The following is a 14,698-nucleotide window of genomic DNA, read 5'->3' as shown; positions in this document are numbered from 1 at the left end:
GCCCACTGAACCGGTTCGAGAGGTGGGGGACGGGGATGGCTGTCGGCCAGAGAAGGCTGTCGGAGACCGAGGCGGACACGGCGGCGCGCAGCGCCCGCACCGGTCCCGTCGAGCCCGAGCCCCAGCCCGAGCCCGGTCCCGAGCCCGCGGCCCCGGGCGGACGCGACACCGCGGTCGATCCCGACGACCTCCCCGACGGTCTCGTCGTCGCCGACGAGACCGGCCGTGTGATCTGCTTCAACACCGCAGCTGCCCGGATCACCGCCACACCCCGCGCCGCGGCGCTCGGCCGCCCGCTCGACCAGGCTCTGCCCCTGGAGGACCTCAAGGGGCGCCGCTGGTGGAGCCTGACCGACCCCTACCTCGGCCTCGCCACCCGCACCGGCCAGCCCGAGCGCAATCTGCTGCTGCCCGGCGGGCGCGAGGTCCTCGTCTCCGCCCGTTACGTGCGCACGACCCCCACCGGGCCGGTGCACCGCGTCGTCGTCAGCCTGCGCGGCACCGAGGCCCGGCGCCGTACCGAGCGCAGCCACGCCGAGCTCATCGCCACCGTCGCCCACGAGCTGCGCTCCCCGCTCACCTCCGTCAAGGGCTTCACGGCCACCCTGCTCGCCAAGTGGGAGCGCTTCACGGACGACCAGAAGCGGCTGATGCTGGAGACCGTCGACGCCGACGCGGGCCGCGTCACCCGGCTCATCGCCGAGCTCCTCGACATCTCCCGGATCGACTCCGGCCGCCTGGAGGTGCGCCGCCAGCCCGTCGACATAGCCGCAGCCGTCGGCCGCCACATCCAGGCGCACACCGCACGCGGCCAGTCCCCCGACCGGTTCTTCGTCCGCATCCGGCACCGCCTCCCGCAGCTGTGGGCCGACCCCGACAAGATCGACCAGGTCCTCGGCAACCTGCTGGAAAATGCGGTGCGCCACGGCGAGGGAACCGTCACCATCGACGTGGCACCAGCAGGCGACAGCGACGAGAAGGGAACGGCCGTCACCGTGAGCGACGAGGGCCCCGGCATCCCCGAGGAGTCGATGGGCCGTGTCTTCACCCGCTTCTGGCGGGGCAGCAAGCGTGGCGGCACCGGCCTCGGGCTGTACATCGTGAAGGGCATCGTCGAGGCGCACGGCGGGACGATCACCGTCGGCCGCGGACCCGGCGGCGGCGCCGAGTTCCGATTTATCCTGCCCGTCGCCGCTCCGGCGTATCTCAGCTGACACACGCTGAGTCCCGCCCCGCGGCCCACGGGCTCCTGCGACCACCTCGCCCCGCTAAACTCGACCTTTGGCACCTTTGCGTCCTCGGTCGTCGAGCGGCCCCAGCCACCCCATCGGAAGTACGGGAAGAGATGTCGGCACCCAATAAGTCCTACGACCCTGTCGAGGTCGAGGCACTGAAACCGGAAGAGATCGAGCGCATGCGGGACGAGGCGCTCGCCGCCTTCGCCGCGGCCGGTGACCTCGCAGCGCTCCACGAGGCGAAGATCGCGCAGACCGGCCCCTCCTCGCCGCTCGCGCTCGCCAACCGGGAGATCGGCGCCCTGCCGCCGCACGCCAAGGCGGAGGCAGGCAAGCGCGTCGGCCAGGCCCGGGGTGCCGTGAACAAGGCGCTCGCCACCCGCCAGGCCGAGCTGGAGGCGGAGCGCGACACGCGCGTGCTGGTCGAGGAGGCGGTGGACGTCACGCTGCCGTACGACCGCACTCCGGCGGGCGCCCGCCACCCGCTGACCACGCTCTCGGAGCGCATCGAGGACATCTTCGTCGCCATGGGCTACGAGGTCGCCGAAGGCCCCGAGGTCGAGTCCGAGTGGCTGAACTTCGACGCGCTGAACATCGCGGCCGACCACCCCGCCCGCGGCGAGCACGACACCTTCTTCGTGCAGGGCCCCGAGGGAGGCGGCGCGGACTCGGGCGTCGTGCTGCGCACGCACACCTCGCCCGTCCAGGTCCGCTCGATGCTCGACCGCGAGCCGCCGCTCTACGTGATCTGCCCCGGCCGCGTCTACCGCACCGACGACCTGGACGCCACCCACACCCCGGTGTTCCACCAGGTCGAGCTGCTCGCCGTCGACGAGGGCCTCACCATGGCCGATCTCAAGGGCACCCTGGACCACATGGTCAAGGCGCTCTTCGGCGGCGAGGGCATGAAGACCCGGCTGCGGCCGAACTTCTTCCCCTTCACCGAGCCGTCCGCCGAGATGGACATGGTCTGCTACGTGTGCCGCGGCGAGTCCGTCGGCAACCCGGACCGGCCCTGCCGCACCTGCTCCAGTGAGGGCTGGATCGAGCTCGGCGGCTGCGGAATGGTCAACCCGAAGGTGCTCATCGCCTGCGGTGTCGACCCGGAGAAGTACAGCGGATTCGCCTTCGGGTTCGGCATCGAGCGGATGCTGATGTTCCGCCACAACGTCGAGGACATGCGAGACATGGTCGAGGGTGACGTCCGGTTCACCCGGCCGTTCGGGATGGAGATCTGATGCGGGTCCCGCTTTCATGGCTGCGGGAGTACGTCGACCTGCCGGTGACGGAGACCGGCCGTGACGTACAGACCAAGCTCATCGCCGCCGGCCTCGAGGTCGAGACGGTCGAGCAGCTCGGCGCCGGGCTCAAGGGCCCGCTCGTCGTGGGCCGGGTGCTCACCATCGAGGAGCTCACCGAGTTCAAGAAGCCGATCCGCTTCTGCACCGTCGACGTGGCCCAGGCCAACGGGACGGGCGAGCCGCAGGAGATCATCTGCGGCGCGCGGAACTTCGCCGTCGGCGACAAGGTCGTCGTGGCGCTGCCCGGCGCGGTCCTGCCCGGCGACTTCCAGATCGCCGAGCGCAAGACCTACGGTCGGATGTCCCGCGGCATGATCTGCTCCGGCGACGAGCTCGGCATGGGCTGGGGGTCCCCCCAGGCCGAAGGCCCTGGGGGAGGCTCGCACGGCATCATCGTGCTGCCGCCCGAGATCGAGGTCGGCACCGACGCCACCGAGCTGCTTGAGCTGTTCGACGAGGTCCTCGACATCGCCGTCACGCCCGACCGCGGCTACTGCCTGTCGCTGCGCGGTGTCGCCCGCGAGACCGCGATCGCGTACGGGCTGCCGCTGCGCGACCCGGCGCTGCTCGACGTGCCCGCGCCCAACTCCTTCGGCTACGGGGTGCAGATCGCCGACCCGATCGGCTGCGACCGCTTCACCGCCCGCACCGTCGTGGGCCTCGACCCCGAGGCCCGTTCCCCGATCTGGATGCAGCGACGGCTCCAGAAGGCGGGCATGCGGCCGATCTCGCTCGCCGTCGACATCACCAACTACGTGATGCTGGAGCTCGGCCAGCCGCTGCACGCGTACGACCGGACCCGGCTCGACGGGCCGATCGGGGTGCGTCGCGCACAGCCCGGCGAGAAGTTCACCACCCTCGACGGCGTCAAGCGCGTCCTGGACGCCGAGGACCTGGTCATCACCGACAACCGCGGGCCGATCGGTCTCGCTGGCGTGATGGGCGGGGCCAACACCGAGATCGCCGACTCCGTCACCGACCCAGAGACCGGCGAGGTCCGCGGCACCACCGAGGTCGTCATCGAGGCCGCGCACTTCGCCCCGGTCTCCATCGCCCGCACCGCGCGCCGCCACAAGCTGGCCTCCGAGGCGTCCAAGCGCTTCGAGCGCGGCGTCGACCCGCAGGCCGCCGCCGCTGCCGCGCAGCGCACGGTCGACCTCCTGGTGCTGCTCGCGGGCGGTACGGCCGAGGCGGGGGTCACCGAGATCATCGCCCCGTCCGCGCCGCGCACCGTGACCATGCGCGCCGACCACCCCGACCGCGTCGCGGGCGTCACCTACGGCCGCGAGACCGTCGTACGCCGCCTCCAGGAGGTCGGCTGCGACGTCTACGGGCAGGACGAGCTCGTCGTCACCGTCCCGTCCTGGCGGCCCGACCTGCACGAGCCCAACGACCTCGCCGAGGAGGTCATCCGGCTGGAGGGCTACGAGAACCTGCCCTCCACGCTGCCCACGCCGCCGTCCGGCCGCGGGCTGACCGCCCGCCAGCGGCTGCACCGGCGGGTCGGCCGTGCGCTGGCCGGCACGGGGTACGTCGAGGCGCTGAACTACCCGTTCGTCAGCGAGCAGATCTTCGACCAGCTCGGCCTGGAGGCGGACGACCCGCGCCGCACCGTCGTCAAGCTGGTCAACCCGATCTCCGACGAGGAGCCGGCGCTGCGCACCACGCTGCTGCCCGGTCTGCTCGCCGCGCTGCGCCGCAACCAGGGCCGTGGCTCCCAGGACCTCGCCCTCTTCGAGACGGGTCTGGTCTTCCGGCCCACCGGTGACGAGACGGTCGCGCCGGTCCTGCTGCCGGTCGACCGCCGTCCCACGGACGAGGAGATCGCCACGCTGAACGCGGCGCTCCCGCGCCAGCCGCGCCGCGCCGCCACCGTGCTGGCGGGCGCGCGGGAGCAGACCGGCTGGTGGGGCGAGGGCCGCCCGGCAGACTGGGCCGACGCGGTGGAGTCCGCCCGTGCGGTCGCCCGTGAGGCCGGTGTCGAGCTCACCGTCCGCGCCGACCGGCACGCGCCGTGGCACCCCGGCCGCTGCGCCGCGCTCTACGCCGTCGCGAACGGCGAGGAGACGCTCGTCGGCCATGCGGGCGAACTGCACCCGCGCGTCATCAAGGCGCTCGGACTGCCGGAGCGCACCTGCGCGATGGAGGTGGAGCTGGACCTGCTGGAGCAGACCGGGAAGGGCGCGATCCAGGCGCCGCGGATCTCCACGTTCCCGGTGGCCACGCAGGACGTCGCGCTGGTCGTCTCCTCCGACGTCCCGGCCGCCGAGGTCGAGCAGGCGCTGCGTGAGGGCGCGGGCGAACTGCTGGAGTCGCTCCGGCTGTTCGACGTCTTCACCGGTGAGCAGATCGGCGAGGGCAAGAAGTCCCTGGCGTACGCGCTGCGCTTCCGCGCGCCGGACCGCACGCTGACCGTCGAGGAGGCATCCGCCGCCCGGGACGCGGCGATCACCCTCGCCGAGTCCCGCGTGGGCGCCACCCTCCGCGGGGCCTGAGCCCTCGCGCGACCCCCTGAGGGGGCCTTCCGGGCCGCACGGCCCGGAAGGCCCCCTCACGCGTGCCACGGGGCCGGGCCGCACCCCGGGGACGACGCCCGGGGCGGGGCCGTGGAGGGTCGGCCTCCGCAGGGGGAGCGGCGACTGGTACCGGGTTCGCAACGGCGACAGGCCAGATCGCCGCCGTCCCCAAGGAGTCGAGCCCGGAGGGGCCACGCGCCGTCACCCAGCGGCGGGTTCCGGCATTCCGCCCCTGGCGCGGGGCGCCCCCGTCCGGGGCGGTTGCGGGGGTCCGGGGGCGGCAGCCCCCGGAGAAAACCAAACGCGGCCGGCGTCGTCCGTCCTGCCGCGGAGTGTCGGGCAGATCGGCGGGACGGACGACGCGGGGTGCGGGCCGCCGCACTGTACGAGGGGGAGCCGGCGGCCCGGCCGCCTCCTTGAGAGGGAGCCCAGTCAACAGCTCCCGCGCGCCACCGTGGCAGAGCGCGAACAGCACGGATATATGCACTTGTTTCACACCCCGTGCGAACCGACCTCCACTACGCTTGGCGCACCGAGCCAACGGAGGGCCAGATGCAGCCCAATACCCTGCTCGACGCCCTCCTCGACGAGGCGGGCATCTCCCACGCCGGCCTCGCCGCGCACGTCAACCAGGCCGGCCGCGGACGGGGCATGGCGCTCCGCTACGAACACACGGCCGTGGCCCGCTGGTTGAAGGGCCAGCGCCCCCGCGGCCAGGTGCCCGACCTGATCTGCGAGGTGCTCGCGGCCCGGCTGCACCGCGTCGTGACCCTCGACGACATCGGTCTGGGCATCCCCGGCCACAGTGCACCCCCGTACGGCTCCCCGCTCTCCGGCTTCGTCGAGCGCGCCACCGCGCTGTGGCGCTCCGACGAGCAGCAGCGCCCGCATCTCATCGGCGCCCCCGCGGTCACGGGCACGCCCGCCGTGATGCCCGTCTGGGAGTGGGAGAACCCGCCGGAGGACGCGGACGTCTCCCGCACCGGCAGGACCCGCGTCAGCATGGCCGACATCAAGATGCTGCGTGCCGCCCGCGCGCACTACGAGTTGATGTACCGCAAGGCCGGCGGCATCGCGACCCGCTCCCGGATCGTCGGCTTCCTGAGCACGGAGACGGCCCCGCTGCTCCGCGGCGCGTACGGCGACGCGCTCGGCCGCCAGCTCCACCGCGCCACCGGCGGCCTGGTCGCCGTCGCCGGTATCTGCGCGTACGACTCGGACGCGCACGGACTCGCCCAGCGCTACTTCCACCAGGCCCTGCGGCTCGCGAAGGCGAGCGGCGACCGGGGCCTCGGCGCGTATGTCATCGCCCTGCTGGTCAACCAGGCGCTGTTCATGGGGGAGTTCCGGCAGTCCGTCGCCTTCGCGGAGGCCGCGCTGCGGACCGCGGGGCGCCAGATCACCCCGGCGCTCGCCGCCGACCTGTACGCGATGCAGGCGAAGGCGTACGCCCAGCTCGGCGACGGCGGCGGCGCGCTGGGCTGCATCAGGCGCGCCGAGGAGGAGGCGGAGCGCATCCACCCCGGCCATGAGCCGGACGAGACGGGCTACGTTCAGCCCGGACTGGTGAATGTCCAGGTCGCGGAGGCGCTGCTGAGCCTCGGCGATCTGACCGCCGCCCATGAGCACGCCGCCGCGGCGGCCGCGATACCGGCCCATGACCGCGGCCGGGTCCACCGGCTGGGCATGCTCAGCCAGATCGAGCTGCGCCGGGGCGAGGCGGAGCGGGCCGCGCGTACCGCGGCGGAAATGGCCGAGCGGGCACGGGGAATGGAGTCCCAGCGGCTGCGCGACCGACTGCGGGAAGTGCGCCGGCAGCTCGTGGACAACGGATCGGTGAGCGCCGCGGAGGCGGCCGAACTCATCGATGGAGCCCTGCGCGTTCCCCTGTGAGCCCGCTCCTGCTGCGATATTGCCATCTAAGCGCGGGAAAGGTGGCAGAAGAATGCAGTGGACGACCTCAAGTGAACAAACTGTTTATGAGAACCGCTGGTTCAGGGTGAATCTCGCGGACGTGGAACTGCCCGACGGCCGGCACCTGGACCACTTCCTCATACGCCTCCGCCCGGTCGCCGTCGCGACCGCGGTCAACGAGGCCAACGAGGTCCTGATGCTCTGGCGGCACCGCTTCATCACCGACAGCTGGGGCTGGGAGCTCGCCGCCGGCGTCGTCGAGGACGGCGAGGACGTCGAGGCCGCCGCGGCGCGCGAGATGGAGGAGGAGACCGGCTGGCGGCCGGGGCCGCTGCGGCATCTGCTGACCGTCGAGCCGTCCAACGGGCTCACCGACGCCCGGCACCATCTCTACTGGTCGGAGGCGGCGACGCACATCGGGCATCCCGAGGACGACTTCGAGTCCTCGCGCCGCGAGTGGATCCCGCTCAAGCTGGTGCCGGACATGATCGCCCGCGGCGAGGTCCCGGCCGCCAACATGGCGGCCGGGCTGCTGATGCTGCACCATCTGCGGCTGGGCTGACCTCGCGCCGCATGCCGCGGGCGCTACTGTCCGAGCGCCTGCCAGACCGCTACCGCCAGCGCACCCGCCGCGGTGAGCGCGGCGACGGCGGGCAGGGGCCATTTGGAGTGCTCCAGCGCCACTACGCGCGCGCCCAGATCGCTGATGTCCCGGTCGATCTGGTCATGGCGCTGGGCGAGCAGTGCCAGTTGCCCGTCGATACGGGCCAGGCCGACGTCGAGCGAGCGGCGCAGCTCCGCGAACTCCTCGACGGCCGTTAAGTGGTCGGGGTCGGTGGTCACCTGAATGCTCCTCTACGGAAAAGTCGTCCCACGGGTCCCTCTGCTGTTGCTGAGCGGATCCGAGTCAACCGTTCCTGGTCGGAGCAGGGGAGCGTGTGCGCACGGCATATGCGGACACGCTCCACACACCCCGTGTGAAACACCAGTACGAATTCCCTCGTCCCAGCGGACTCAGGAGTACGTGTAGAAGCCCGAGCCCGTCTTCCGCCCCAGCCGGCCCGCGTCCACCATGCGCTGCAGCAGCGGCGGAGCGGCGTACAGCGGCTCCTTGAACTCGGCGTACATCGAGTCGGCGACCGACGCGACCGTGTCGAGACCGATCAGGTCCGACAGCTTCAGCGGCCCCATCGGGTGGGCGCAGCCCAGCTCCATGCCGTTGTCGATGTCCTCGCGGCTCGCGATGCCCGACTCGAACATCCGGATCGCGGAGAGCAGATACGGGATGAGCAGCGCGTTCACGACGAAGCCCGAGCGGTCCTGGGCGCGGATCGCGTGCTTGTCCAGCACCTGCTGGACCACGGCCTCCGAGCGCTTGATGGTCTCCTCGGAGGTGGTCAGCGCGGGAATCAGCTCGACGAGCTTCTGCACCGGCGCCGGGTTGAAGAAGTGGATGCCGATGACCTGGTCGGGGCGGGACGTGGCGACGGCCAGCTTGACCAGGGGGATGGAGGAGGTGTTCGACGCGAGGATGGCGTCCGGCCGGGTCACCACCTGGTCGAGCACCTGGAAGATCTCGGTCTTGACCTGCTCGTTCTCGACGACGGCCTCGATGACGAGATCGCGGTCGGCCAACTCGCCGAGATCGGTTGTGAAGCTGAGCCGGGCCAGTGTCGCGTCCCGCTCCTCCTCGGTGATCTTGCCTCGCTCGGCGGCCTTGGCGAGGGAGTTGTACAGCCGGGTACGGCCGATCTCCAGCGCCTCGCCGGTGGTCTCCGCGACCCTGACCTCAAGTCCGCTGCGGGCGCAGACCTCGGCGATACCGGCGCCCATCTGGCCGCACCCCACCACTCCGACGCGGGATACGTCCGCCACAGTGTCGGTCACATCGTGCCTTTCGCTGGTCTTCCGTGCGGCAGGTCCCCCGTTTGGTTCCGGTGCCCGCCTCGACCCCACGACGTTACTCCGCCGGTGCGTGTGCTCGGAGGGCCGGGGCGGCATGCTGTCGGTGACGGCGGGTAAGGGCTCGCACACGAAGCGGTGGAGGGTCGGGTTCATGAGTCGGTTGACCAGGAGAGGCTTCGTCACGGCGGCGGGCGCGGCGGGCGCTGCGGGCGCTGCGGGTGCGCTGGGCGCGCTCGCCGCGCTCACCATGACCGGGGAGGCGGTGGCCGCGGCTCCCGCGGGACGGCGCGGGAGGAGCCCACGCGAGTTCCGCGGTGCGTGGCTCGCCACGGTCGCCAACCGCGACTGGCCGTCGCGACCGGGGCTGAGCGCTGCCCGGCAGCGCGCCGAGCTCCTCGCGCACCTCGACACTGCGGTGCGCCGCCGGCTCAACGCGGTCGTCTTCCAGGTCCGGCCGACCGCCGACGCCCTGTGGCCCTCGCCGTACGAGCCGTGGTCGGCGTACCTCACCGGCGTGCAGGGGCGGAGCCCCGGCTGGGACCCGCTCGGCACCGCCGTGGCCGAGGCGCACGCGCGCGGGCTCGAACTGCACGCCTGGTTCAATCCGTACCGGGTCGCCCTCCACACCGACCTCCGGAAGCTGTCCGCCGGCCACCCGGCGCGCCGCAACCCCGGCTGGGTGCTGCCCTACGGCGGGAAGCTGTACTACAACCCCGGGCTCCCCGAGGTCAGGTCCTACGTCCAGGACGCGATGCTCGACGCCGTCGAGCGCTACGACATCGACGCCGTCCACTGGGACGACTACTTCTACCCGTACCCGGTGGCCGGCGAGGTCTTCGACGATGACGACGCCTACGCGGAGTACGGCGGCGGCTTCCCCAACCGGGCGGCCTGGCGGCGCGACAACACCGACCGGCTGGTGCGCGAGACGGCCGCCCGGATCAAGGCGGTCCGCGCCGGGGTCCGCTTCGGCATCAGCCCGTTCGGCGTGTGGCGCAACGCCGGCAGCGACCCCCTCGGCTCGGACACCCGGGCGGGCGTGGAGACGTACGACGACCTCTACGCCGACACCAGGAAGTGGGTGCGCGAGCGCTGGATCGACTACGTCGTCCCCCAGCTGTACTGGCACATCGGCCAGAGCGCCGCGGACTACGCCAAGCTGGTGCCCTGGTGGGACGCGGTGGCCCGGGGGAGCGGTGTCGACCTGTACATCGGCGAGGCGTTGTACAAGGCGGGAGACCCGGCGCAGGCCGATGCCTGGCAGGATCCGGACGAGCTGTCCCGCCACCTCACGCTCGCGGGCAAGTACGGGAGCGTGCGCGGGCACTGCTTCTTCGCCGCGTCGGAAGTGGTCGCGGACCGGATCGGGGCGATGGCGGCGGTCGTGGCCGATCACTATCCGACCCGGGTCCGGGGACCTCGCTGAGTCAGGCGCCTTCGCGGTGGCGTACGACGGTGTCGGGACCCGGCGACATCAGGCACTCGTGGCCGTCGTCCTCGAAACGGACGCGGTACGGCGGAGTGCCCTTGTCGCCCAGCACCTCGACGACTTCGGCGAGCCGGTCGTGCTGACCGACGACCCGGCCGTGGACGAGCAGCTTGTCTCCCACACTCGCTTCCATCGGGCGTGACCTCCTTGACGCGGGGCTGGCTTGAAGGTGGTGGTCGGTGGTGGTCGGTATCCCTGAGTCTACGTCCCGGTGTGTGACCCGTGTCACCCTCAGGCGTTCGTGCGCTGAGTGACGGCGATGCAGACGAGTACGGCGACGGCGGCCAGTGGAGCGGCGGGCGAGAGCCGTTCGGAGAGCAGCAGCACCGACCAGAGGAGGGTGAGGAGCGGCTGGGCGAGCTGGAGCTGACTCGCCCTGGCGATGCCGATCGCCGCCATGCCGCGATACCAGACGTAGAGCCCGAAGAACGTGGAACCGACGGCCACCCACACCAGTCCGGCGACGCCGTGGGCGGTCAGCCGTACCGGTTCGGCCATCAGGGCGACGACGGACCCGGGGACGGTGAGCGGCAGGCACAGGACCAGCGCCCAGCCGACCACGTGCCACCCCGGCATCAGCCGCGCCAGCCGGCCGCCTTCCGTGTATCCCGCGGCGCAGACGAGCAGCGCTCCGAAGAGATACAGGTCGCCCGTGGCGAGCCCGCCGCCGCTCTGGCCGAGCGTGAACGCGATCACGACCGCGGCGCCGGCGAGCGCGGCCGCCCAGAAGGTGCGCGAGGGGCGCCGGCCCGTGCGCACGGCCGCGAAGACGGCGGTGGTGAGGGGGAGGAGCCCGACGACCACGGCGGCGTGCGAGGTCGTCGAGGTCTGCAGTGCGAGGGTCGTCAGCAGCGGGTAGCCGACCACGACGCCGCTCGCGACGACGACGAGGGAGGCCCAGTGGCGCCGGTCCGGGAGCGGTACGCGCAGGGCGAGGAGGAAGCAGCCCGCGACGGCGGCGGCGAGGACGCTCCGCACGGCGACGAGCGACCAGGGGCCGAAGGACTCCAGGCCCCAGGCGGTCGAGGGGAACGTGAGCGAGAAGGCGACGACGCCGAGCACGGCGAGGAGCGTGCCGCTCCGGCCTCCCTGTGCGGATGCGGCATCCGCCGGGAGGCGCCGGGGCGTACGGCCGGCGCGGACCGCGGCGGGTCCGGCGTCGTGCCCGGGCGAGGAATCGTCGACCGCTATCGTCGATGGATCGGTAGCGCTATCCTGTGCTCTCATGCAAGAGCGTAGCAGTGTGGGTGACCTGGCGAGAACGTTGAGGCAGGAGCTCAACCGTTACTCGGTCGGAGAGAAGCTGCCATCAAGCCGTGCCATCGTGGAGCGCTACCGCGTCTCCCCGGTCACCGTGACGCGCGCGCTCGCTCAGCTCGCCGCCGAGGGGCTGGTCGTCACCCGGCCGGGTGCGGGCGCGTTCCGCGCGGAGCAGCGCAGGGACGCGCCGGCGGCCGGCGACACCTCCTGGCAGGAGGTCGCGCTCAGCGCGGACGCCGCCGCCGAGGTGGTGCCGCGGGCCGTGGACGCCTCAGGCGTCCTGGTCACGCTCTCCGCACCGCCACCCGGTGTCATCGAGTTCAACGGCGGCTATCTGCACCCCTCGCTCCAGCCCGAGCAGGCGCTGGCCGCCGCGCTGGCCAGGGCCGGGCGGCGCCCCGGTGCCTGGGGGCGGTCGCCGGCCGACGGGCTGCCCGAGCTGCGCGACTGGTTCGCGCGCGGCATCGGCCCCGCGGTCACCGCGGCCGAGGTGCTGGTCACCACCGGTGGCCAGTCCGCGCTCACCACCGCGCTGCGCGCCCTCGCCCCGCCCGGCGCCCCCGTGCTGGTCGAGTCGCCGACGTACCCCGGGATGCTGGCCATCGCCCGCGCCGCCGGACTGCGCCCGGTGCCCGTGCCGGTCGACCCGCAGGGCGTACGGCCCGAACTGCTCGCCGCCGCCCTTGGTGCCACCGGCGCCCGGGTCCTCGTCTCCCAGCCGCTCTTCCAGAACCCCACGGGCGCCGTGCTCGCCCCCGACCGCCGCGCGGAGGTGGTGCGGATCGCCCGCGCCGCCGGTGCCTTCGTCATCGAGGACGACTTCGCCCGCCGCCTCGTCCACGACGACGCGGGCCCGCTGCCGGCCCCGCTCGCGGCGGACGACCCGGACGGCGTCGTCGTCCACGTCTGCTCGCTGACGAAGGCCACGTCGCCGAGTCTGCGCGTGGGCGCGCTCGTCGCCCGCGGCCCCGTGCTGGAACGGCTGCGCGCCATCCATGTCGTCGACAACCTCTTCGTGCCCCGCCCGCTCCAGGAGGCCGCGCTCGAACTCGTCGGCTCCCCGGCCTGGAGCCGCCATCTGCGCACCGTCGCCGCCGAGTTGAAGGCCCGCCGGGACACGATGACCGCCGCCCTGCGGCTGCGGCTGCCCGAACTCGCCCTCCCGCACATCCCCTCGGGCGGCTACCACCTGTGGCTGCGCCTCCCCGACGGCACCGACGAGACCGCCCTCGTCTCCGCCGCCCTGCGCGCGGGCGTCGCCCTCGCCCCCGGCCGCCCCTACTTCAGCGCCGAACCTCCGGCGGGCCATGTCCGGCTGAGCTTCGCCGGTGTCGCGGGCCCGGCGGAGATTGCGGAGGGGGTACGGAGACTGCGTACAGCCTGTGACGAGCAGCTGGGCTGACCCGCGCACCGGACGGGGCCCGCGGAGCCCTGTCCTCCGCCGGCGGACGGCACCCCCGCAGTTCACGGGAGCGTCGGACCGGTGCCACTCGATGACGGGAGAAGTGGCCGGGGCACGGCCTCGGGGTGGCCTCCGTTAACGATCAGTAACCCCCCTTGACCTGGGGCGCGTGCGGCATCACGATCCCGCCATGAGTGTTCGGGTCACCCTTGTGGCCGCCGCGCGCAGCTCCGCCCGGCTGGCCGAGCGCTTCGACGACGACCGGCCGCTGGACCAGGCCGGCTGGTACGAGGTGCAGCTCGCCGCGCACACACTCGTACCCCTCGGCGCGGCCGAGCTGCGCTACTGCTCGCCGACCGCCCGGAGCCGGGCGACCGCGGACGCGCTCGGCTATGCCCCGCTCGCCCAGCCCGCGCTGAGCGACTGCGACATGGGGCGCTGGCGCGGCTTCACGCTGGCCGAGGTGGCGGCCAGGGAGCCCGACGCGGTCGACGCCTGGCTCGCCGACCCGCGCTCCGCCCCGCACGGCGGGGAGCCGCTGCTCGGGTTCATCTCCCGGATAGGCGGCTGGCTGGACACCCGCCCGGCCGGCGACGGCAGTTCCGTCGTCGCCGTCGCCGAGCCCGCCGTCGTACGCGCGGCGCTGGTGTACGCGCTCAAGGCCCCGCCGTCGACGTACTGGAACGTCGACGTCCGCCCGCTCTCCACCGTCGTGCTGACCGGCCGCTCAGGACGCTGGAGCCTGTGCCTCGAGCACACCGGCTGACGGCCGGGCCCGGTGGCCGCTACTGCGGCTCGGCCAGGGCCGTGCCGGTCTCCAGCAGCGTCTTGAGGCCGGCGACGATCGCGGGCCAGCCCTGGCTGACGCCCTCCCGCACCGCACTCTCCGGCGGGAAGCCGTCGTGCACGACGGTCAGCCTGACCATGTCGTCCACCGGCTCGATCTCGAACGTCACCTTCGACCGGGGCTCCGCGGACACCCTGGCGGTGAGCTCGTCACTCAGCCCGCAGGCCGAGGCGAACTCGGGGGTGAAGGTGTGCCAGGTGTAGGCGAGCCGCCGCCCCGGCTCGGACTCCAGGACGACCTGCTCGGGATCGGACACCGTCACGCCGAACTGCTCCCAGGTCATCGCGGAGCCCGGCTTCCAGTCCGAGGTCAGCGTCACGCCCCAGTACCTGCGGGTGAAGGCCGGGTCGGTCAGCGCCTGCCAGAGCCGCTCGGGCGTGGTCCTGATGTAGGTGGTGTAGACGAAGGAAGGGGCGTCGTTCATGGGTTCCTGCTCCAATGCGGCCTTCAGGTCGTCGAGTGCGCGCACGCGCTCGCGGTCGTACCGGCTGATCCAGCGGTCGGCGATGGCGTTGATGGGCACGGCGTTGAGGTAGTGCAACTTCTCCCGGCCGCGCCACACGGTGGTGACCAGACCGGCCGCCTCCAGCACCGCGAGGTGCTTGCTGACCGACTGCCGGGTCATGTCGAGCCCGGCGCACAGCTCCCGAAGGGTCTGTCCGTCACGGGCGTTCAGTCCGTCCAGCAGCCGGCGGCGGCTGGCGTCGGCCAGTGCCTTGAACACCTCGTCCATCAGTGCTCGCCATCCCCCAACATGCAGCCATTCGGTTGCATAATCATAGGTAGCTGAATGGCTGCATGTCAATGGTGTGCGATGGGGCCGCGGGGT

Annotated in this window: 13 protein-coding genes; 8 read left to right on the top strand and 5 right to left on the bottom strand. The window is 72.6% G+C overall.

What is annotated here, in order from left to right:
• Nucleotides 1-35 precede the first annotated feature (35 nt).
• The 5 genes from KK483_RS05240 to KK483_RS05220 all read left to right on the top strand — a co-directional run bounded on the left by KK483_RS05240 (nt 36) and on the right by KK483_RS05220 (nt 7,528).
• A complete protein-coding gene (locus KK483_RS05240) occupies nt 36-1,214 on the top strand; it encodes an ATP-binding protein (RefSeq protein WP_262004037.1) in 1,179 nt (392 codons plus the stop codon).
• Nucleotides 1,215-1,345: 131 nt separating this feature from the next.
• Nucleotides 1,346-2,473 carry a phenylalanine--tRNA ligase subunit alpha gene (pheS, locus tag KK483_RS05235; RefSeq protein ID WP_262004036.1) on the top strand — a complete coding sequence of 376 codons (1,128 nt, stop codon included), beginning with the start codon at nt 1,346-1,348 and terminating at the stop codon, nt 2,471-2,473.
• Nucleotides 2,473-5,031: a phenylalanine--tRNA ligase subunit beta gene (pheT, locus tag KK483_RS05230; protein WP_262004035.1), complete on the top strand. Its 2,559-nt coding sequence runs from the start codon at nt 2,473-2,475 to the stop codon at nt 5,029-5,031. The genes pheS and pheT overlap by 1 nt, the downstream gene beginning before the upstream one ends.
• A gap of 573 nt (nt 5,032-5,604) precedes the next feature.
• Nucleotides 5,605-6,945: a transcriptional regulator gene (locus KK483_RS05225; RefSeq protein WP_262004034.1), complete on the top strand. Its 1,341-nt coding sequence runs from the start codon at nt 5,605-5,607 to the stop codon at nt 6,943-6,945.
• A 52-nt stretch (nt 6,946-6,997) separates the two neighbouring features.
• On the top strand, nt 6,998-7,528 hold the full coding sequence (locus KK483_RS05220; protein WP_262004033.1) for an NUDIX domain-containing protein: 531 nt from the start codon (nt 6,998-7,000) through the stop codon (nt 7,526-7,528).
• Nucleotides 7,529-7,551: 23 nt separating this feature from the next.
• Here KK483_RS05220 and KK483_RS05215 read toward each other — a convergent pair whose 3' ends face one another.
• Together KK483_RS05215 and KK483_RS05210 are read right to left on the bottom strand one after the other, a co-directional pair.
• The gene (locus KK483_RS05215) at nt 7,552-7,809 is read right to left on the bottom strand and encodes a hypothetical protein (RefSeq protein WP_262004032.1); all 258 of its coding nucleotides are present in this window, start codon (nt 7,807-7,809) and stop codon (nt 7,552-7,554) included.
• A gap of 171 nt (nt 7,810-7,980) precedes the next feature.
• Nucleotides 7,981-8,841: a 3-hydroxybutyryl-CoA dehydrogenase gene (locus tag KK483_RS05210; protein ID WP_262009348.1), complete on the bottom strand. Its 861-nt coding sequence runs from the start codon at nt 8,839-8,841 to the stop codon at nt 7,981-7,983.
• 181 nt (nt 8,842-9,022) lie between these two features.
• On the opposite strand from KK483_RS05210, the gene KK483_RS05205 reads away from it, so the two are divergent.
• Nucleotides 9,023-10,297, top strand: a complete 1,275-nt coding sequence (locus KK483_RS05205; RefSeq protein WP_399013366.1) for a glycoside hydrolase family 10 protein — start codon at nt 9,023-9,025, stop codon at nt 10,295-10,297.
• A gap of 1 nt (nt 10,298) precedes the next feature.
• On the opposite strand, the gene KK483_RS05200 is transcribed toward KK483_RS05205, so the two are convergent.
• Nucleotides 10,299-10,493, bottom strand: coding sequence for a DUF1918 domain-containing protein (locus tag KK483_RS05200; RefSeq protein WP_262004031.1), 195 nt, complete (start codon nt 10,491-10,493; stop codon nt 10,299-10,301).
• 98 nt (nt 10,494-10,591) lie between these two features.
• Nucleotides 10,592-11,587, bottom strand: a complete 996-nt coding sequence (locus KK483_RS05195) for a DMT family transporter (RefSeq protein ID WP_262004030.1) — start codon at nt 11,585-11,587, stop codon at nt 10,592-10,594.
• On the opposite strand from KK483_RS05195, the gene KK483_RS05190 reads away from it, so the two are divergent.
• Entirely contained in the window at nt 11,586-13,022 is a 1,437-nt protein-coding gene (locus tag KK483_RS05190) for a PLP-dependent aminotransferase family protein (RefSeq protein ID WP_262004029.1), read from the top strand. The two genes, KK483_RS05195 and KK483_RS05190, sit on opposite strands and share 2 nt — an antisense overlap.
• A gap of 190 nt (nt 13,023-13,212) precedes the next feature.
• Complete coding sequence (locus tag KK483_RS05185) at nt 13,213-13,788, top strand: histidine phosphatase family protein (RefSeq protein WP_262004028.1); 576 nt, start codon at nt 13,213-13,215, stop codon at nt 13,786-13,788.
• Between the two features lie 19 nt (nt 13,789-13,807).
• Here the strand turns inward: KK483_RS05185 and KK483_RS05180 are convergent, their stop codons facing one another.
• Nucleotides 13,808-14,602, bottom strand: a complete 795-nt coding sequence (locus tag KK483_RS05180) for a metalloregulator ArsR/SmtB family transcription factor (RefSeq protein ID WP_262004027.1) — start codon at nt 14,600-14,602, stop codon at nt 13,808-13,810.
• Between the last annotated feature and the right edge of the window lie 96 nt (nt 14,603-14,698).

It is taken from the genome of Streptomyces sp. FIT100 (genome assembly GCF_024584805.1).
GTDB lineage: Bacteria > Actinomycetota > Actinomycetes > Streptomycetales > Streptomycetaceae > Streptomyces.
This window is presented reverse-complemented; position numbering and strand designations above follow the sequence as displayed.

Coding starts and splice junctions, on each gene's coding strand:
- KK483_RS05240 (WP_262004037.1), top strand. CDS start 36: ATGGCTGTCGGCCAGAGAAGGCTGTCGGAGACCGAGGCGGACACGGCG.
- pheS (WP_262004036.1), top strand. CDS start 1,346: ATGTCGGCACCCAATAAGTCCTACGACCCTGTCGAGGTCGAGGCACTG.
- pheT (WP_262004035.1), top strand. CDS start 2,473: ATGCGGGTCCCGCTTTCATGGCTGCGGGAGTACGTCGACCTGCCGGTG.
- KK483_RS05225 (WP_262004034.1), top strand. CDS start 5,605: ATGCAGCCCAATACCCTGCTCGACGCCCTCCTCGACGAGGCGGGCATC.
- KK483_RS05220 (WP_262004033.1), top strand. CDS start 6,998: ATGCAGTGGACGACCTCAAGTGAACAAACTGTTTATGAGAACCGCTGG.
- KK483_RS05205 (WP_399013366.1), top strand. CDS start 9,023: ATGAGTCGGTTGACCAGGAGAGGCTTCGTCACGGCGGCGGGCGCGGCG.
- KK483_RS05200 (WP_262004031.1), bottom strand. CDS start 10,493: ATGGAAGCGAGTGTGGGAGACAAGCTGCTCGTCCACGGCCGGGTCGTC.
- KK483_RS05190 (WP_262004029.1), top strand. CDS start 11,586: ATGCAAGAGCGTAGCAGTGTGGGTGACCTGGCGAGAACGTTGAGGCAG.
- KK483_RS05195 (WP_262004030.1), bottom strand. CDS start 11,587: ATGAGAGCACAGGATAGCGCTACCGATCCATCGACGATAGCGGTCGAC.
- KK483_RS05185 (WP_262004028.1), top strand. CDS start 13,213: ATGAGTGTTCGGGTCACCCTTGTGGCCGCCGCGCGCAGCTCCGCCCGG.
- KK483_RS05180 (WP_262004027.1), bottom strand. CDS start 14,602: ATGGACGAGGTGTTCAAGGCACTGGCCGACGCCAGCCGCCGCCGGCTG.